Below are 15,932 nucleotides of genomic sequence, written 5' to 3' on the forward strand. Positions count from 1 at the left end.
TATTTGTGCCCTGAGTTCATTAATGTTTTTCCACCTTGAGGGATAATCGTTATTTCTTGCTTCAATTACACTGTGTCCATATCAACGAAAAGCACACAAGTTCAGGTATCGCCTCTGCTGGTTAATGATTCACCTCATTCAATGAACGGATGTTCGGGAGGATCGAAGTAGGGCGTCGATACATCATCAGAATCGAAAGAAGGAAAAGCGAATGTCTGCTGACTTTTACCAACAAATTGCCCAGCAAATTGAAGATGTGAAAGAAGAAGGTTTATATAAATCTGAGCGTATCATCACTTCACAGCAGCAAGCGGCAGTGAAAATTTCCACGGGTGAAGAAGTATTAAACTTCTGTGCTAATAACTACTTAGGTCTTGCAAACCACCCTGAGTTAATTGAAGCCGGTAAAGCAGGCATGGAAGCACATGGCTTTGGTATGGCTTCTGTTCGTTTCATTTGTGGTACACAAGACATTCATAAAGAGCTAGAGCAGAAACTGTCTAAGTTTTTAGGCAAAGAAGATACCATTCTTTACACCTCATGTTTTGATGCCAATACTGGTTTGTTTGAGACCATTTTGGGTAAAGAAGACGCGATCATTTCTGATGCGTTAAACCACGCTTCGATTATTGATGGGGTTCGTCTATGTAAAGCGATGCGTTTCCGTTACGCAAATAACAACATGGAAGAACTTGAACAACAATTGATCGCGGCAAAAGAAGCGGGCGCTCGCCATATTCTAATCGTTACTGACGGTGTCTTTTCTATGGACGGCGTGGTTGCGAACTTGCCCGTGATCTGTGACCTTGCAGACAAATACGGCGCATTGACCATGGTTGATGACTCACACGCAGTCGGTTTTATGGGCAAAACAGGTGCAGGGACACACGAGCACCATAACGTTGTTGACCGTATCGACATTATTACAGGCACACTCGGCAAAGCGATGGGTGGTGCTTCAGGCGGTTATACTTCAGGTAAAAAAGAAGTGATCGACTGGTTACGTCAGCGTTCTCGTCCATACCTATTCTCTAACTCGGTGGCTCCTGCGATCGTTAATGCATCTATCCGCGTGTTGGACTTACTTGAAGAGAGCGGTGACTTACGTGACCGTCTATGGGAAAACGCAGCGCATTTCCGTGCTCGTATGGAAGGTGCAGGCTTTACAATGGGCGGAGCTGATCATGCGATCATTCCAATCATGCTGGGTGATGCAAAAGTAGCTGCAGAGTTTGCTGAACGTGCTCTAGAGAAAGGCATCTACGTGATTGGGTTCTCATTCCCAGTCGTACCAAAAGGTCAAGCTCGTATCCGTACCCAAATGTCTGCGGCACATTCTCGTGAGCAGTTGGATCGTGCTATCGATGCGTTCATCCAAGTTGGTAAGGACATGGGCATCATCTAAGATTCTAGGACCTAGGATCTTGAGTTAAGGTTATATTATGAAGATTAAAGCGCTATCAAAGCTAAAGCCTGAAGAAGGCATCTGGATGACCGAGGTTGAGAAACCGGAAATGGGTCATAACGACATTCTGATCAAAATCAAGAAAACCGCCATCTGCGGGACAGACGTGCATATTTACAATTGGGATGAATGGTCACAAAAGACAATTCCAGTTCCTATGGTTGTTGGCCATGAGTACGTCGGTGAAGTTGTGGCGATTGGTCAGGAAGTACGTGGCTTTGAGATTGGTGATCGTGTTTCTGGTGAAGGTCACATTACATGTGGTCATTGCCGTAACTGTCGTGGTGGTCGTACTCATTTATGTCGTAATACCATCGGCGTGGGTGTAAACCGTGAAGGTGCCTTTGCAGAGTACCTTGTGATCCCAGCCTTTAATGCTTTTAAGATCCCGGAAGGTATTTCTGATGATCTTGCATCGATCTTTGACCCGTTTGGTAACGCGGTACACACTGCGTTGTCGTTTGATCTCGTCGGCGAAGATGTCCTAATCACAGGGGCAGGCCCAATTGGCATTATGGCGGCAGCTGTTGCGAAACATGTAGGTGCTCGCCATGTTGTTATTACAGACATTAATGAATACCGTCTGGATCTTGCACGTAAGATGGGTGTCACGCGTGCAGTCAATGTCGCAGAAGAGAAATTAGAAGACGTGATGTCAGAACTTGGTATGACAGAAGGGTTTGATGTTGGTCTAGAAATGTCTGGTAACCCATCTGCGTTTAACTCCATGTTAACCACCATGAATCACGGTGGTCGTATTGCGCTGTTGGGTATTCCACCATCAGACATGGGCATCGACTGGAACCAAGTGATCTTCAAAGGTTTGATCATCAAAGGTATCTACGGCCGCGAAATGTTCGAAACCTGGTACAAGATGGCTTCTTTGATTCAATCTGGCTTAGATCTCTCACCGATCATCACCCATCACTACAAGATTGATGACTTCCAAGAAGGCTTCGATGTCATGCGTAGCGGGGCTTCCGGCAAGGTTATCCTTGATTGGGAATAGGCAAAATTAGCTCCTAAATAGCAAAAGGCGACAGTGTAAATTGTCGCCTTTTTTACGTCTAAAACCGATAAATAACGCTCTATTACAGTGGCTGCCGCCATTTTGTCGCCACTAATTCTCTAAAGGATTGAGGTGAACAGCTTGTATTAAATGCTCTGGAGCAAAATGAGAATACGCCATTGTCTGCTCAATTTTTGTGTGGCCGAGAATACGCTGCAGCACTAAAATATCTCCTTTATTCATCATAAAATGCGAAGCAAAAGTATGCCGTAGAACATGGGTCGCTTGCCCATTCGGAACGTGCTCAGGTAAGGCTCTTTTTATGTAACGCCAAGCATCTTTGTAACTGGTGTTAAATATGTCATGGTCACTCACCGCTATATCTAAAATCTCTTGATATAAAGATGGTGAGATAGGCACACTGCGATTCCTTTTCCCTTTTGTGTCGGTATAAGTCAACTTGAGCTCGGTTATTTGTGTGCGAGTTAAAGTGAGTGCCTCACTGATTCGTGCACCGGTGGCTAAGCAAATTTTTGCGATGACAATAATTTGTGGGATTGATGCCTTGATAACTCGATTGCAGTTCTGCAGATTGTCAAAAAACTCTTCGATTTGTGGCTTGGTTAGATAGGCAAGATGCTTTTCACTGGTTTTGATAGGTTCGATCGCTTCAAGTGGGTTGGGGTATTTCCATTGATTGTACTTAATCAACTTCTTGAACATGCCCTTTAGATAAATCAGCTCAAGGTTGTGTGTGGTTGGGGATATCTCGATGGATTTATTCTTACCCCGATAGGGGATTCGAGCTGCCCGATACGCTAGGTAGTCTCGCTCTTTAAACTGGCAGGCAATTGGGTTACCCAACTCTTCAATTGTTTTAGATATGAGGTCTCTGGCTTGCTTGCCTGACTTTAAAGTATGGCCATGGATGGTCCACCAAGTTTCCAAAAGCTCACTCATTCTTCGGTTATCCGGTTTAATACCCATCCAGGGCTTATCGTCAATTTCCTTCATCGTGTGAAGCTCAAAGGCTTTGGCTTCACCTTTGGTGGTAAACCTTTTGCGCACACGCTTACCGGTGCGGCCGTATGGGTAACATTCGCAAAGCCAGGGTTTCTTAGAACCGTCTTTTAAGTTTCTGATAGACATAGGATACTTGAATTAATACTGTACATAAAAACAGTGTAATTCGTGGTGAGACGTGGTGCAATGTTTTGTTTCGCTTGGGGTAAACAGGTAGGAAATCATTAAATTAAGGTATTTTGTACTGTTTGTGGCGTTCTTGATGCGTGTCAATTAAACGGAGTGTTGTTCTGTATATTATCTGAATAATTTAACTGTTGGAAAATATATGAAAATCAGAAATGTAAAAATTGAAAACTTCCGTGGTATTACTAAGGCAGAGATTGATTTAAATAATTTTACTACTCTTGTTGGACCAAATAATATTGGGAAATCTACAATCTTATCAGCTTTGAATCTAGTTTTAGATAACAAAAAACCCAAAGTGGAGGATTGGCCAGGTCAACAGCAAACTGACGAGATTATGTCTATTACTTGCACATTTGGTGAACTTGAAGAATGGGAACGTAATAAACCAGCTATCTCTCAACTTTTAAATGGGGATGAACTAATTTTAAAAATGGAGGCGTCTTGGGCTGAGAATACTGATTCGCCAACTTGTAGGTATTTAGTTCATCACGCCCCTACTACTACTCCTTTCACTGGTAAAACAATTACACAAGCACGCGCGGATGAAGAGCTCAGAGATATCCTGATTGAATGTGGTATAACATCAGCAGCTTTGTACAAAGAGAAGAAAAGTGAATTAGAGCACTATATGATCGCTAAATATCCTAATATGATTACTTGTGAATTGGATTGGCATGAAAAAACGTTCGCAAACTCTCTTCAACAAGCAATACCTCATGTAATGTACGTGCCTGCAAGCTTCAAGATCGAAGATGAACTGAAAACTAATGGAACTTCTCCATTTGCATATTTATTTAAAAACAAACTTTTCCCAAAAGTTAAATCTGATGAATCATATTCTTTGTACATTGAGAAGGCACAAAAACTACAGGAAAAGCTTAAAGGTCAGGCTGAAGATGGCAGTGAGATTGATGGTTTGTCTGGAGCTCTTGAAGCTGTTTCTCAAACATTAAATGATATCTTGGACTTTGATACAAAAGTGAAATTAGCTGTTGGAGATATTGATATAGAGCCTCTGTTCATGAAAGCAGCGACATTTCTGATCGATGAAGAATTAGAAACTAGCCTGCAATATCAAGGTAGCGGTGTGCAAAGGGCATTAGCGTTTGCAATGCTAGAAAGTAATGCAGCCACTGAAGCCCAAGTCGACGGAGCTCAAAGAACAACGATTGTTTTGTATGAAGAACCTGAACTTTATATCCATCCTCATCTTATGCGCAGATTGAGAGATACACTTCAAACAAGATCATGTAATCCGCTTTGGCAAATAATTTGCTCAACTCATTCGCCATTTTTAATTGATTTAGCAAACAGGCCCGACTCGGTTAAATTAATCAAACGAGCAAACAATAACGAGAGAGTCATTTCGCAGCTACCGAAAGAGTTATTCGAACAAAGTAGAGAATATGATGAAAAAGTAATGCTAAGAGCTGTTTTAGACTTTCATCCATCAGTTTGTGAAAGTTTGTTCGCCAAACGAGTTGTAGTGGTTGAAGGTGATACCGAAGTAGCTGTATTTACTATGATTGATGAGTTAGTAAGAAAATTAGGTATTGAAGGTTCTAAGCACAAAGATACGACGGTTGTTTCAGCAGGTGGAAAATGGACGATTACAGCGATAGTTAAAGTTCTCAAAGGACTTGGTATAGATTATAAAGTAATTCATGACACTGATCGAAAGGGTAAAACAGATGGCGAGCTTGCTCAATTAGGCAATCTACACCCTTTTAAGGCAAATGCTAAGATTAGAGAAGTAGCTTCAGCAGAAAACGTGTTTTTAGTAGAAGATACATTTGAGCACGTGCTATGGGATCCCCAGGTCGAAAGCATCAAATCGAGTAGTAAGCCTTTTCATTCTTGGAAGAAAATAAGGGAATTTTTAGATGATGAAAAAGATTTGTCTGACAGTAGTAAATCAACTTTAAGAGAGATTATTGAGTTTGCCTTCTGTGATTAATATTCACAAGCCAAAAAGTAAAATTCTTGCTCCAAGCTAATTAAAGAGAGTAAAGGCTAATTTATACTAGCTGTTAGCCTTTACTGGTTTATTATTCCACAAGGACAATTTTTTTGACAGGGGTATCATCCTCAGAATCTGTTGGTTTCTGCCAGTAGTAGCCAGATTGTAAAAGTGTTACAAATTCAACTTGAGTTAATAAAAGGGTATCTACCAGCTCAACCTTTTCCTTTGTTTCATCTGGTCGATAAACTCCTACAGTAAGAACACCTGAATCATATATGTAACTTGCTACTTCAATAGGTGCATCTAAGACATCTTTAGATTGTGCATGAGTTTTCGTTTTAAAGTAATTACCTTGAAATGTACCTTCAAGGCGCTGGTTCTCAACAAAGCCAGCAGGCGTTGCAAATTTAACTTGCAGCATGATCGCATTGTCTGCATTTAGAAATGCTCCCCAGTCTTTATTGGGATTTGGCCAAGAGAGTGTATCTCCACGCTTGAATGAGTATGCATGACCTTGTGTCCATGTTTGATAAGTCTTTGAATGTACGGTTACTGGTGTCAGTTTAATATCCAGTGCGTCTCGAAAGGCCTGATGTACATAAAATTTCCAGCCAACTGCTTGCTCATCGTGGAAAGTGGCTATTAGGTTCTCTCGCCTTGGAAACTCTTTGAGGCCTTTGAGGTTCGTATTAATGTGTTTTACAAGATCCTCGAATTCGTCGACTCTGGCTCTTTCCTTGGCTTCAGTGACCGTGATATCACCAGGTAGCGCTTCAGGAAGTTCGCCAGTATCAAGCAGGTTTTCGAACTGTGATTTCGTTAAAGCTGTGACTCCTTGCATTGTTGCCTGGTTAACTTTTGCTGGACCTGCATTTGGACCAAAACACAAAATGTCCAAGTTAACTGTCACACTCTTACGAACCAACATGCTTTTGGATTCTGCAAGGCGAGTTAATGATTCTCTGGTGTCCTTGTCAAAGCCAGTGAAACAAACATCAAATGTTTTTTCTGAGGAATTTGGCGCACGTTTTGGTAAGTTAATTATGATATCGCTGGCAAAATCAGCTTTAGATTCTAGGTGAAAATCAGCATCATCAGCGCTATCGAATACACCTAAAACCCTCTCAGTTTTGAGAGTGATTGGGTGTTTGTGTTTGTATGACCAGCCTTGGATATAACTACTTTTTTCCGTCTCAGTATGCTTGGCATTGGCAAGTTCTTGCACACTCGTATTACCCTTAGCATCCTTGTAGATACATATAAACTGCCCATCAGCTTCTTCTATAGCGCTCTTAATTGATTCCATTAGATCTTTCTCCTAGCTACTGTTTGTGAGTGGATATTAACCGTATAGTCTAGGTTTTGAACTAAAAATGTGCGCTTTTGTGCATATTCGTGATCTACCGTTAGGTATTGCTTTGATGGGGTTATATGTTACTTAAGAGTGGGCTGCGTCGAAAAATAAATTAAGAGTTAAGCTACAAAATGTGTAATTAATAGAACGAGTACTTGTGAAAATTTTAGAATCCTCGTCCTTAGGTTATTAAATATAAGGCATTATTATATATGTCAATAATAGGAGGGATATTGTTGTAATATACAGCCCAAACCACCACCAAATTTTATGACAAGCAGTATAAATAGAGAAGATTGAGCATAGAATTAAAATTGAAATGAAAGTTACTGGTATTAACAAAAGTGTATATTCTTCTCTAATTAATAATAGTAACGGCCAGTATGGTATAGAGAATAATATATTTTTAACTACGGTTTTCATAGCTGGATTACCATTTTGGCTAGCTGTTATGATTTGAGTATGTAATTAATTTATCATTGAAAACAGTTGCTTGTCACCATAAATCAAATTTTTGCGATAGTTTTAGTACTAACAGAAAGCGAAGGTTATCGAAATAAAAAAGCTGCCCGAAAGCAGCTTTTTAGTGCAAGCGAAGTAAAATAAGGCTATCTTCGAAAGTCAGGGAGATCATAACTTGGTCAGATCTTAATACTAGCCACTATCTACCTAGCTGCGAGGGGCCTCAAACAGATAGGTGCAACAACTATTTCTTTTCCATGGCCAGTGCAACTCTACCAACCACTATCACCTCATTTTCATCAACGGTTAATGTTGAACCATTAAAGCTAATCGCCAGTTTTTTACCTGGTAAGCGTTGGATCTCGTTTAGAGAGAGTAGGCCATCCATATCGACTAGGTATGTGCCGCTTACTGCCTGACGAGATTCTTTGTTTACAATGAATGTGTTCTGGCCGTCTTTGATTGCCATGACGTTTACAGCACCCAACTCATTGAGAACTGCTTTATCAAATGAAATCGTGCTTCTGTTCTTAAGTTTCCCATCTTCTATTGAAAAACAATCTATATCGAAAATGGAAATTTCTTTTTCGAACTTAGTCGTGTGCTTATTCACATTTGAGTTAATGAAAGGCTCACCTTCATCAAGTAACAGCCAATTTAAAGACACTCCAAGTTTCAAATGCGCTCTAACAGCAATCTCATGTGGCGTTAGATCACGTTGTCGCCAAGTTGCTAGGGTAGATTTGGGCACACCAAATATCGCCGCAAGCTCCTGTTGTTGCTCGGTATCTGTAACTTTCATGAGTTTTTTTAGAAAGTCTTTACCGCTAATGTAGTTCGGAACTTCGATTTTTAGTTGATTAGTTTGCATTATCGATCCATAATCGCATTGTCGATTCGGGTGAGCGGCAACTCATAAGCCCGATGTAATACATTCAATTACCTAAAGGATATCACTATGCTCTCTTATCAAGTAGTTTTAAATACACCTTTCATGACTTATGACCAGTATTCTCAGTTTTCAGGCATGCCTAAGCGTACCATCATGGACTGGGTATCAGACGGCCGTTTACCTATTAAAACCAAAGCAAAAGGCAAAGAAACACCACTGATCAACATGGTGGCTTTGCTTGAGATCGCGACTCGTGAAGCCATGCAAAACTTAGGTTGATAACCATGCGCTTATCTTCCCTGGTCCCAACCAAAGAGTATTGCCCATTGTGGTTAAACATCCTTGGTTGGAGTTTTGTTTTACTCCCGTTTTTCTTCTATTGAGTATTCGCTATGAACCCAAATGACTCAATGTGCGAATTCCGTGGCTCTAAACAAAAAGCATTTAACGAAGCGTGTTGCGCATTTGCGAACTCGGAGAACATGACCAAGTTAGCTGAAATGGTGGGGATGAACGCCACCATGCTGCGCAACAAGCTTAACCCAGAGCAACCGCACATTCTTACCAATGTAGAACTTGTGATGATCACGAAGGCGAGTGGCAACTTCACCATTCTTAACAGTCTTTTGCTTGGCCTCGGTGTCGTGACCGCACAAATCCCAAATGATGCGAGTGAAGAAACCTTCATTAAACGTGCGTTGGAAAATGCTATGCACTCCGGTGAGCTTTCCCGTATGGCGCTTGAACATGCAGGCAGTGATCGTCTAAGTCGTACCCACAAACACACCATTATTCAAAAAGCACAGGCAGGCATCAGCAATCTTGTGCTGCTTATCAACGATATCGAAAGCAAAACAAAAGGCGTTTCACCATTTTTAGCGATGAGTGTGGATTTTGTCGCTAACGGTGCCGCCATACCTGGACTTGCCTAACTCATTAACGAATAAAGGAAGTTTTACCATGATAAAGATTGAATTAAACACCCTTGAGGAAGCGATACACATCCATAACATCGCCGCTCTTAATGCTTACAAATATCAACAGAACCCTGTTAAAGGCCAAGAGTGTCAGCAAAACGCCAATATCCGTATTTGGAAAGATATTCGTGATCAAGCCATCAAGGATATCGAAAAATTTGCCGGAGCAAAGGAGACCGCCTAATGGAATATGTCGCTATTCGTCTGTTTGGTGATGGTGCAATGAAGCGCCATAAACACACCCAAGAATTAGAAACCACAACACTTGGAGACTTTGACTGTTTTGATGACGCGATCCATCAAGCTTGTGAACAGCTTAAGTGCAATCACGTTCGCCACGGTGTACTCAGCGAAGGCGAAGGGGCAGGCGGTTTTATCGTCGTGGATACACAGGAGTTTGTTGAGATATGAGTATTCGCAAAGGTTGGTTTCAACAAATCAAGCGTGGAGAAGAGCATTATCAATATGGAAAGCACCATCCCACGTATTACAACATTCTCGGACAAAAGTTTGGCAAGCTCACGGTTACTAAGCAAGACCCAGGGAAAGGAGTAGAGTGCCGTTGTGAATGCGGAAATACTCATATTGAAAAATATACCGTCGATCTTCGCAGAGGGTATCGCAAGAGCTGTGGAAAGTGCAATAACCTTAGCAGCCCAAATTTCAAGTTTGACGAAGATGCTCTTATTTTGAAGTGGGCTGGTATTAAATCGACTCAGGAGATTGCCAAGTTAGTTGAGCAGCTTGGATACAGAAAAGCTTCAATCAGCACAATCAAAAACAGAGTAAGGACGCTTAATCGCCATCGAGAGAAGAGTAACAAAATATCGTTGCGCAGAAAGGGGGAGCTCTACCCACATGCAAAGTGCTCAGATAACGATGTTGAATTATGTCGATGTCTTTATGACGAGGGACTCACGCCATCTCAGATTGCTGAAAAAATGGAAATGAATCGTTCTCATGTCAGTTCAATCGTTTATTACCATTCTCGCACAGAGCCTGCTTTTAGTCGGAGTTTCAGATGAGCACGAAAATATACATAAACCCATGCCATTTGCCTTGCCCTGATTTAGAGCATTACTCGTTGACCAAAGAAGATAAAGAGCGAGGCCTCATTCAGCTAGCAAAAGTACGCAAAGAGCTGGCCGCGAAAAGGGAGGCAACAGAAACGCTTCGAGAACGGCGCAAGAGATTGTGGCTTGAGAAGCTAAAACAAAAGTCTCTGCGCTTACCTAATCGAGTGATAACGCCTTACTAAACATAATGAAAAAACACAATCTCAACCTGAATAATCCTCTTAATCGACTCCCGAGCAATCTGCATCGGGAGTTGCTTTCTTATCTGGACAATCACAAAGGCACTTCTCAGCTTTCTTTTATTAATGGTGAATGGGTTCATGACGGAAAACTAACCCCAAGAGAAAGAGTTTTTGAGTTTGCATCATCTATGGCCAATAAGCTCAAGCTACCTTATGACATTCGAAACTATATCGATAAAGCATCAGCCAGCAGGTTAAAAAAGTATGGTTTTAAGCGTGCGGTAGATTTTATTGAAAAACGAAGCACTGCGGTTGCTGCAGCGTTTTCGGTCTTGCCTGAGCCGTGGTGGAAAGTCGATAGCGAAATTAAAATCGCTAAGCTGGCCATAGAAATGGCCGGGCGTTGTGGTAATCGAGTTAGGTTGGCATCTGATCATGGTATGTCGCCAATGGAGAGCATTGGGTTTATTAACGAGTTCACCGGGGCTTCTTTATGGCTTCCTCATTTTGCTTATGTTGAAAGTTCTGACCAGGCATATTCGATGATATGTCGACTGATGGATGAAGGATTTTGGCGTAGAGCTATCGGTCGCATTGTGGTAGCCGTATTTGAAAATGCTCGCCGGGCTGCAGGTATGGTTTCGCCACACAGCTCTCCTTATGCGTCCAATGCGGCTTGTGAGTGGTTAACCATTCGGCAGGACCGACAAAGAGAATGGATTGAGCTCATGGCCATTGAATCTGAAAATGGTGATGTGGTTGATCTTAAAACCGTCATTGATTCGTCCCAAAGTAACCCGGCTAATCGAAGACATGAACTGATGACTCGTATTGCAGGTTGTCAGGAATATGCAGAAAGCAATGATCATGTGGCGATTTTTGTCACTATGACGGCGCCCAGTCGTTTTCATCGACTTAAAAAGCACGGTAAATACTGGGTTGAAAATCCTAAATTTGATGGCGGTAATCCCAAAGATGCCCATGCTTGGTTAAGCAAAGGTTGGAACTTGTTTAGAGCCTGGGCAGATTATCGTGAATTGACTTATTACGGTATGAGGGTTGTTGAGCCTCATCAGGATGGAACACCGCACTGGCATGGTGTGTTTTTTATGCCTCTTGATCATGTACAAGCATTCATAGCAGGGCTTCAGGCGTATCAGTTTAGAGAAAATAGAGAGCTGTTCTTTGACGATGGTTCTCCAAGAACGAAAGCCATGAAGGCCCGGTTTGAGGCCAAGCTTATCGATAAGTCGGCAGGCGGTGCCGTGGCTTATCTGGCCAAATACATATCAAAGAACGTTGATGGTTATGCGCTTGAAGGTGAAACCGATCGAGACAACAAAAGAGCGAAGCTTCAAGAAACCGTTAAAAACGTGACCGCCTGGTCGCGTACATTTAGTTTTCGTCAATTCCAATTCCAGAAAACCCCACCTGTCACTATTTGGCGTGAGCTTCGCCGCATTGATGAAGAGCAAGAATACTGCTTATTTGAGAAAGCGAGAAGGGCGGCCGATCTTGGCTTTTTCTCCGCTTACATGGATTACATGGGCGGGCACCGACTTCGTTCATCTGAGCGCCCGCTCCGGTTGGTTAAAAAGGAAAGAGAAAACAAATATGGTGAAATCGTCAAGGTAACTGACGGGGTGCAAGGGTCCGGTTTGATGGTTTATACACGGGAAACGGAATGGAAACTCGTTAAGAAAGACTCCGACTTGTCGGAGGCTTCTGAAGGGAGCGGGAGCGACCGACCTTGGTCCAGTGGCAATAACTGTAGAATTTCACCCAAGAGCCAAAAAATCATCGATAAATTCTTCTTAGAAATGGAGTTAGATAGGGGAGAGCCTGAATGGGAACGCTTTATGAAGGCTGAAACGATAGCCAGTCCACATTGATGAGCTTATAAAACAATCCTAAAAAGATATAATCCTCACTAGAAAACTGTATGTATATACAGTATATTGCCTATGTCATCATAAGGAGGGCTTGTCATGTCTAATAAAAACCAACTTTTCCAACAAGCATTAGAGTTAATCGTAGATGGGGTCGCGTTAAGTACCGAACTTGAGAGCAGGGCAAAAGTCGGTGTGTATTTGATGGGGTTGGTGATTGCAGACAATCAAGGCGAGCTTGATAGCAATAAGATAGAGGCCATGAAGATGATCATTCAGATGGCGGATGAAACAGAAAGCCCAAGGTTTAATTTATAGTATTGAGAGCTGGTTTTTCAGCTCTTTTTTTTGCTCTGGGCCAAGTGCTTTAACCAGGTTAAAGGCCATTTGTGTGGTGGTCTTAGCGGAAGGGCTAAGCGTATGGCTGAAGGACAGATTCATCACGAATGTGTGGCCGCATTCAGGATCGCTGCAGCTGCAATATAAATCGCTGTAGCTCGTTGAAATACGGTTTGATTTTTGTATACAGGCTTTCGCACCACATTCGGGGCAAATTACTCTCATCACATTGACCTAACTTAGCTGACTGATAGTGTAATATTATTTTAAATACTGTCCATTTGTACAGGTTAATTTGCAGTTCACTTTTTGTTTTGCTCGATTGGAAAGATAGAGGGTTATTGAGGAGACGAGCAGTTCTTCAGGTAATTTTAGCCAGGATGATATAACATGGATGAAGCATGAGGCTGCTGAAAGCTGGTATGAAAAGAAGCATAAAGCTGGATATGCTGAGTCACATGCTGCAGCAGAGAAAAAGTGGACAGGATTTCCATGGGATGAAGAATAAATGATATTTACTTACAATGATGGCTTCTATAAATTAGCCAGAATAACAGGTCCTTGCCATAATTTATTGTGTATTAAGTTATCTAATGTAAGTGTGGACAACATAATAATGACACCTGTAGGTGCTGAGCAACCTGAAAACATAACTGCAGACGAAGTACATAAACAAGTAATTGAGGGACTGCAATATATAAATGAACATTTCCCATTAAAATTTCACGTCTCTGAAGTTCAATATCTCCCATCAGATACATATTCTCGAAATGTCTATCGCAAACTTATCATAGAAATAGCGAGACGCATATTACTAGAATCTACAGATTGATGCTCTAGATAAGCGGTAAAGATTACAAGCCTTAGTGTAGAGACTTTTGAATAAATAAGTGTGATTACTTTGATGCTGGCTTTTTTATACCTGCCACCAAGCCACCGAAAGTACGAGCGCCCGACGGAAAACGCACTCCTCCTCCCCACCTGTGACGTTTTTGATCTCGTTTTTTCGTAATTTTTATTCAGGGCAATTAGGCTATCTACGGAAGGCACCAAGCTACCGCGAGCCCTTGAAATGTGGCAAGGTACCACCAAAATTGGTGTCAAAGTTAAAGGATACCTATATCCTAAACAAACGGTTTACCCTTTAGAATAAGAGAATTAACTATGAAAATGTATTTTGTTTGGAGACTTGAATTTGGTACAAGAATAACTCCTTATAGTTATTGTGATACTCCAGCATTTAAAGACTGCGACCCTTTAGGGGGAGTTTTATTTGACGATGGTGGGTTGGGCTTTGAGGAAGTGCTCGAAAGAACTAAAAATGGAATTGAAGATACTAAGAAAGTTATTGAAGGCCAAATTGAAAAAGGAGAGATACATACTGAAACATTCTATGCAGAGATTGGTAGAGAGCGTACGGAAATCTCTTTCAATTTTGATGAATCATATAATCAATTTATCTCGACAACGATCTTTTTAAAAATTCTTACCGAATGGTATGAGTTTATCAAACTTCCTCCTCAAAAAGAGGTTACTAAAGAAGTCGAATTTTAAAGGTTCACTGCAAGAGTGAAAGAGATCTCTGAGGCGCTCATTTGGGCGCCTTAATTTATGCATAAAAGTTTTAATTAAAGTTTGGTGCATCATCAATCCTGAACTGGGTCACCGAAAGTACGAGCGCCCGACGGAAAATACACTCCTCCTCCCCACCTGCGACGTTTTTGATCTCGTTTTTTCGCAACTTTTATTCAGTGCAATTAGGTTATCTAGGAAAGTCGCCAGCCTGCCGCGAGCCCTTTAGAAATCATGGGGGATAGGGAATAGTTGAGGCGCTAAGAATGGCTTACAGAGGTCGAGAGAAAATTGCGAAGAGTGCAAAAAATTGCAAGAAATTGAAATTTTAACGATCAGGGTTGATCTGATTGGTTTGGCTAAGTTGTTGAAATTAAATGGGCTGTGTATTTTAGGTCACTTTTTTGATGATCATTTGTGTTTTTTTGATGATCTCTTAGGCGAGGTGTCAGCCCTTAGTTTGTAAGGGCTGAGGGCAATAATACAGTGCAAAACAAAATTGCAAAAAACTTCGCTGCAGTTACTTGGCGGCATTCTCAAGATTAAAGACCAAATGCAGACTTTTGGGCACTTCTGGGTCGCTGTTTACGGCGTCCATGAACATCTCACACGCTGGGATAACTTCATTTTTGCAGTAGACATAATCAAATTTGATTGGGTCGCCTCGCGTGCCGCCATTGGGAATGATGGCGGCCAGCTCGACGGGGAAGCGATGACCTGTGATCACCTCCTGCGCGGTCACGTTCTTAATCTTTTCGTATTCATCCTTGGTGGCAATGTCACCAACGGGGATAAGTTGGATCCCTTTTTCATTACCGTTAGGAATATTGACGAACATAGAACGAAAGTTACCCACGCCGCGGCTTGAGGCCATCTTTTCTTTGAGATCTTCCTCATCTTCTTTGCTTAGGTTTGGGTCGGTGGCGTAGAAGATAAAGCCCATGTGCAAGCCGTTCTTGTAGTAGCGGCGACGAAAGGTGGTCGAGTCTTGGCTTAACAAGGCCGACTGAACACAACCAAGGTAATCTGGCCCGCCATAGACTTGCTGAACAGGGTCATACTGTTTGATGAAAATGATGTCTTCTTTCTTGTAACTCTTCTGTTTGTTGTCGCGTTCTAAAAACGCAAAATCGCCATTTTTGCGTTTGCGTAAATAGATGGAAGGGATGGGCCAAAGGCCGACAACTTGGCCAAAGTAATTGCGCAGTTTTAAAATGGCGGTATCACCGAACTCTAAAAAGTCGTGGACGGCGGATTGCATCTGCTGCTTTTGCATACCGCCTTGAAGGTAACGACCTGCGATCATGTTGCGACGAGCCATTAAAATCGAGCCATGATAGGCGTTGGCTCTGGTCAGTTTATTTAGGCCGGCTCTATCGAGTGGCGGCTCCCAATAATTCCCATCGTCGTTGTAGTACAGTTCGCTGTATTCGTAGTTGGTGAAATCACGATTCATGATTTCGGGTTCACCAAAGCTAAAGATTAAGCTTTCATCCTTGGTGGTCGATTGAGTGATGGTTTCCGTTGTCTTTTGCGTCAT

17 protein-coding genes are annotated in these 15,932 nt (G+C 41.9%); 12 read left to right on the plus strand and 5 right to left on the minus strand.

Annotation, left to right across the window (positions count from 1 at the left end):
- Nucleotides 1–211: 211 nt before the first annotated feature.
- Together BS333_RS14915 and tdh are read left to right on the plus strand one after the other, a co-directional pair.
- A complete protein-coding gene (locus tag BS333_RS14915) occupies nucleotides 212–1,405 on the plus strand; it encodes a glycine C-acetyltransferase (protein WP_021710413.1) in 1,194 nt (397 codons plus the stop codon).
- A gap of 37 nt (nucleotides 1,406–1,442) precedes the next feature.
- Nucleotides 1,443–2,474: an L-threonine 3-dehydrogenase gene (gene tdh / locus BS333_RS14920; protein WP_033004036.1), complete on the plus strand. Its 1,032-nt coding sequence runs from the start codon at nucleotides 1,443–1,445 to the stop codon at nucleotides 2,472–2,474.
- A gap of 111 nt (nucleotides 2,475–2,585) precedes the next feature.
- Here the strand turns inward: tdh and BS333_RS14925 are convergent, their stop codons facing one another.
- Nucleotides 2,586–3,623: a phage integrase gene (locus BS333_RS14925; protein ID WP_021710415.1), complete on the minus strand. Its 1,038-nt coding sequence runs from the start codon at nucleotides 3,621–3,623 to the stop codon at nucleotides 2,586–2,588.
- A 202-nt stretch (nucleotides 3,624–3,825) separates the two neighbouring features.
- Here BS333_RS14925 and BS333_RS14930 point away from each other — a divergent pair, with 202 nt between their 5' ends.
- Nucleotides 3,826–5,643 carry an ATP-dependent nuclease gene (locus tag BS333_RS14930; RefSeq protein WP_021710416.1) on the plus strand — a complete coding sequence of 606 codons (1,818 nt, stop codon included), beginning with the start codon at nucleotides 3,826–3,828 and terminating at the stop codon, nucleotides 5,641–5,643.
- 91 nt (nucleotides 5,644–5,734) lie between these two features.
- On the opposite strand, the gene BS333_RS14935 is transcribed toward BS333_RS14930, so the two are convergent.
- Together BS333_RS14935 and BS333_RS14940 are read right to left on the minus strand one after the other, a co-directional pair.
- Nucleotides 5,735–6,955, minus strand: a complete 1,221-nt coding sequence (locus tag BS333_RS14935) for a BRCT domain-containing protein (RefSeq protein ID WP_021710417.1) — start codon at nucleotides 6,953–6,955, stop codon at nucleotides 5,735–5,737.
- A 754-nt stretch (nucleotides 6,956–7,709) separates the two neighbouring features.
- Nucleotides 7,710–8,336, minus strand: a complete 627-nt coding sequence (locus BS333_RS14940; protein WP_021710418.1) for a phage repressor protein CI — start codon at nucleotides 8,334–8,336, stop codon at nucleotides 7,710–7,712.
- Nucleotides 8,337–8,423: 87 nt separating this feature from the next.
- Here BS333_RS14940 and BS333_RS14945 point away from each other — a divergent pair, with 87 nt between their 5' ends.
- From BS333_RS14945 to BS333_RS14980, 8 genes are all read left to right on the plus strand, one after another.
- On the plus strand, nucleotides 8,424–8,636 hold the full coding sequence (locus BS333_RS14945) for a hypothetical protein (protein ID WP_021710419.1): 213 nt from the start codon (nucleotides 8,424–8,426) through the stop codon (nucleotides 8,634–8,636).
- A gap of 113 nt (nucleotides 8,637–8,749) precedes the next feature.
- Entirely contained in the window at nucleotides 8,750–9,289 is a 540-nt protein-coding gene (locus BS333_RS14950; protein WP_021710420.1) for a phage regulatory CII family protein, read from the plus strand.
- A gap of 28 nt (nucleotides 9,290–9,317) precedes the next feature.
- Complete coding sequence (locus BS333_RS14955) at nucleotides 9,318–9,518, plus strand: hypothetical protein (RefSeq protein ID WP_021710421.1); 201 nt, start codon at nucleotides 9,318–9,320, stop codon at nucleotides 9,516–9,518.
- The gene (locus BS333_RS14960) at nucleotides 9,518–9,745 is read left to right on the plus strand and encodes a hypothetical protein (protein WP_021710422.1); all 228 of its coding nucleotides are present in this window, start codon (nucleotides 9,518–9,520) and stop codon (nucleotides 9,743–9,745) included. Before BS333_RS14955 ends, BS333_RS14960 begins: the two co-directional genes overlap by 1 nt.
- Nucleotides 9,742–10,359, plus strand: a complete 618-nt coding sequence (locus BS333_RS14965; RefSeq protein WP_021710423.1) for a hypothetical protein — start codon at nucleotides 9,742–9,744, stop codon at nucleotides 10,357–10,359. The genes BS333_RS14960 and BS333_RS14965 overlap by 4 nt, the downstream gene beginning before the upstream one ends.
- Nucleotides 10,356–10,592: a hypothetical protein gene (locus BS333_RS14970; RefSeq protein WP_021710424.1), complete on the plus strand. Its 237-nt coding sequence runs from the start codon at nucleotides 10,356–10,358 to the stop codon at nucleotides 10,590–10,592. Before BS333_RS14965 ends, BS333_RS14970 begins: the two co-directional genes overlap by 4 nt.
- Nucleotides 10,593–10,597: 5 nt before the next feature.
- The gene (locus BS333_RS14975) at nucleotides 10,598–12,484 is read left to right on the plus strand and encodes a replication endonuclease (protein WP_021710425.1); all 1,887 of its coding nucleotides are present in this window, start codon (nucleotides 10,598–10,600) and stop codon (nucleotides 12,482–12,484) included.
- 96 nt (nucleotides 12,485–12,580) lie between these two features.
- A complete protein-coding gene (locus BS333_RS14980; RefSeq protein WP_021710426.1) occupies nucleotides 12,581–12,799 on the plus strand; it encodes a hypothetical protein in 219 nt (72 codons plus the stop codon).
- Here BS333_RS14980 and BS333_RS14985 read toward each other — a convergent pair.
- The gene (locus BS333_RS14985; RefSeq protein ID WP_021710427.1) at nucleotides 12,794–13,045 is read right to left on the minus strand and encodes an Ogr/Delta-like zinc finger protein; all 252 of its coding nucleotides are present in this window, start codon (nucleotides 13,043–13,045) and stop codon (nucleotides 12,794–12,796) included. The two genes, BS333_RS14980 and BS333_RS14985, sit on opposite strands and share 6 nt — an antisense overlap.
- Nucleotides 13,046–13,984: 939 nt before the next feature.
- On the opposite strand from BS333_RS14985, the gene BS333_RS14995 reads away from it, so the two are divergent.
- A complete protein-coding gene (locus BS333_RS14995) occupies nucleotides 13,985–14,374 on the plus strand; it encodes a hypothetical protein (protein WP_021710429.1) in 390 nt (129 codons plus the stop codon).
- Nucleotides 14,375–14,912: 538 nt separating this feature from the next.
- Here the strand turns inward: BS333_RS14995 and BS333_RS15000 are convergent.
- On the minus strand, nucleotides 14,913–15,932 hold the full coding sequence (locus BS333_RS15000) for a phage portal protein (RefSeq protein WP_021710431.1): 1,020 nt from the start codon (nucleotides 15,930–15,932) through the stop codon (nucleotides 14,913–14,915).

It is taken from the genome of Vibrio azureus (assembly GCF_002849855.1).
Classification (GTDB): Bacteria; Pseudomonadota; Gammaproteobacteria; order Enterobacterales; family Vibrionaceae; genus Vibrio; species Vibrio azureus.

What these genes read in the sequence shown, in the direction of transcription:
- BS333_RS14915 (WP_021710413.1), top strand. Translation starts at nt 212, where the DNA reads ATGTCTGCTGACTTTTACCAACAAATTGCCCAGCAAATTGAAGATGTG.
- tdh (WP_033004036.1), top strand. Translation starts at nt 1,443, where the DNA reads ATGAAGATTAAAGCGCTATCAAAGCTAAAGCCTGAAGAAGGCATCTGG.
- BS333_RS14925 (WP_021710415.1), bottom strand. Translation starts at nt 3,623, where the DNA reads ATGTCTATCAGAAACTTAAAAGACGGTTCTAAGAAACCCTGGCTTTGC.
- BS333_RS14930 (WP_021710416.1), top strand. Translation starts at nt 3,826, where the DNA reads ATGAAAATCAGAAATGTAAAAATTGAAAACTTCCGTGGTATTACTAAG.
- BS333_RS14935 (WP_021710417.1), bottom strand. Translation starts at nt 6,955, where the DNA reads ATGGAATCAATTAAGAGCGCTATAGAAGAAGCTGATGGGCAGTTTATA.
- BS333_RS14940 (WP_021710418.1), bottom strand. Translation starts at nt 8,336, where the DNA reads ATGCAAACTAATCAACTAAAAATCGAAGTTCCGAACTACATTAGCGGT.
- BS333_RS14945 (WP_021710419.1), top strand. Translation starts at nt 8,424, where the DNA reads ATGCTCTCTTATCAAGTAGTTTTAAATACACCTTTCATGACTTATGAC.
- BS333_RS14950 (WP_021710420.1), top strand. Translation starts at nt 8,750, where the DNA reads ATGAACCCAAATGACTCAATGTGCGAATTCCGTGGCTCTAAACAAAAA.
- BS333_RS14955 (WP_021710421.1), top strand. Translation starts at nt 9,318, where the DNA reads ATGATAAAGATTGAATTAAACACCCTTGAGGAAGCGATACACATCCAT.
- BS333_RS14960 (WP_021710422.1), top strand. Translation starts at nt 9,518, where the DNA reads ATGGAATATGTCGCTATTCGTCTGTTTGGTGATGGTGCAATGAAGCGC.
- BS333_RS14965 (WP_021710423.1), top strand. Translation starts at nt 9,742, where the DNA reads ATGAGTATTCGCAAAGGTTGGTTTCAACAAATCAAGCGTGGAGAAGAG.
- BS333_RS14970 (WP_021710424.1), top strand. Translation starts at nt 10,356, where the DNA reads ATGAGCACGAAAATATACATAAACCCATGCCATTTGCCTTGCCCTGAT.
- BS333_RS14975 (WP_021710425.1), top strand. Translation starts at nt 10,598, where the DNA reads ATGAAAAAACACAATCTCAACCTGAATAATCCTCTTAATCGACTCCCG.
- BS333_RS14980 (WP_021710426.1), top strand. Translation starts at nt 12,581, where the DNA reads ATGTCTAATAAAAACCAACTTTTCCAACAAGCATTAGAGTTAATCGTA.
- BS333_RS14985 (WP_021710427.1), bottom strand. Translation starts at nt 13,045, where the DNA reads ATGAGAGTAATTTGCCCCGAATGTGGTGCGAAAGCCTGTATACAAAAA.
- BS333_RS14995 (WP_021710429.1), top strand. Translation starts at nt 13,985, where the DNA reads ATGAAAATGTATTTTGTTTGGAGACTTGAATTTGGTACAAGAATAACT.
- BS333_RS15000 (WP_021710431.1), bottom strand. Translation starts at nt 15,932, where the DNA reads ATGACGCAAAAGACAACGGAAACCATCACTCAATCGACCACCAAGGAT.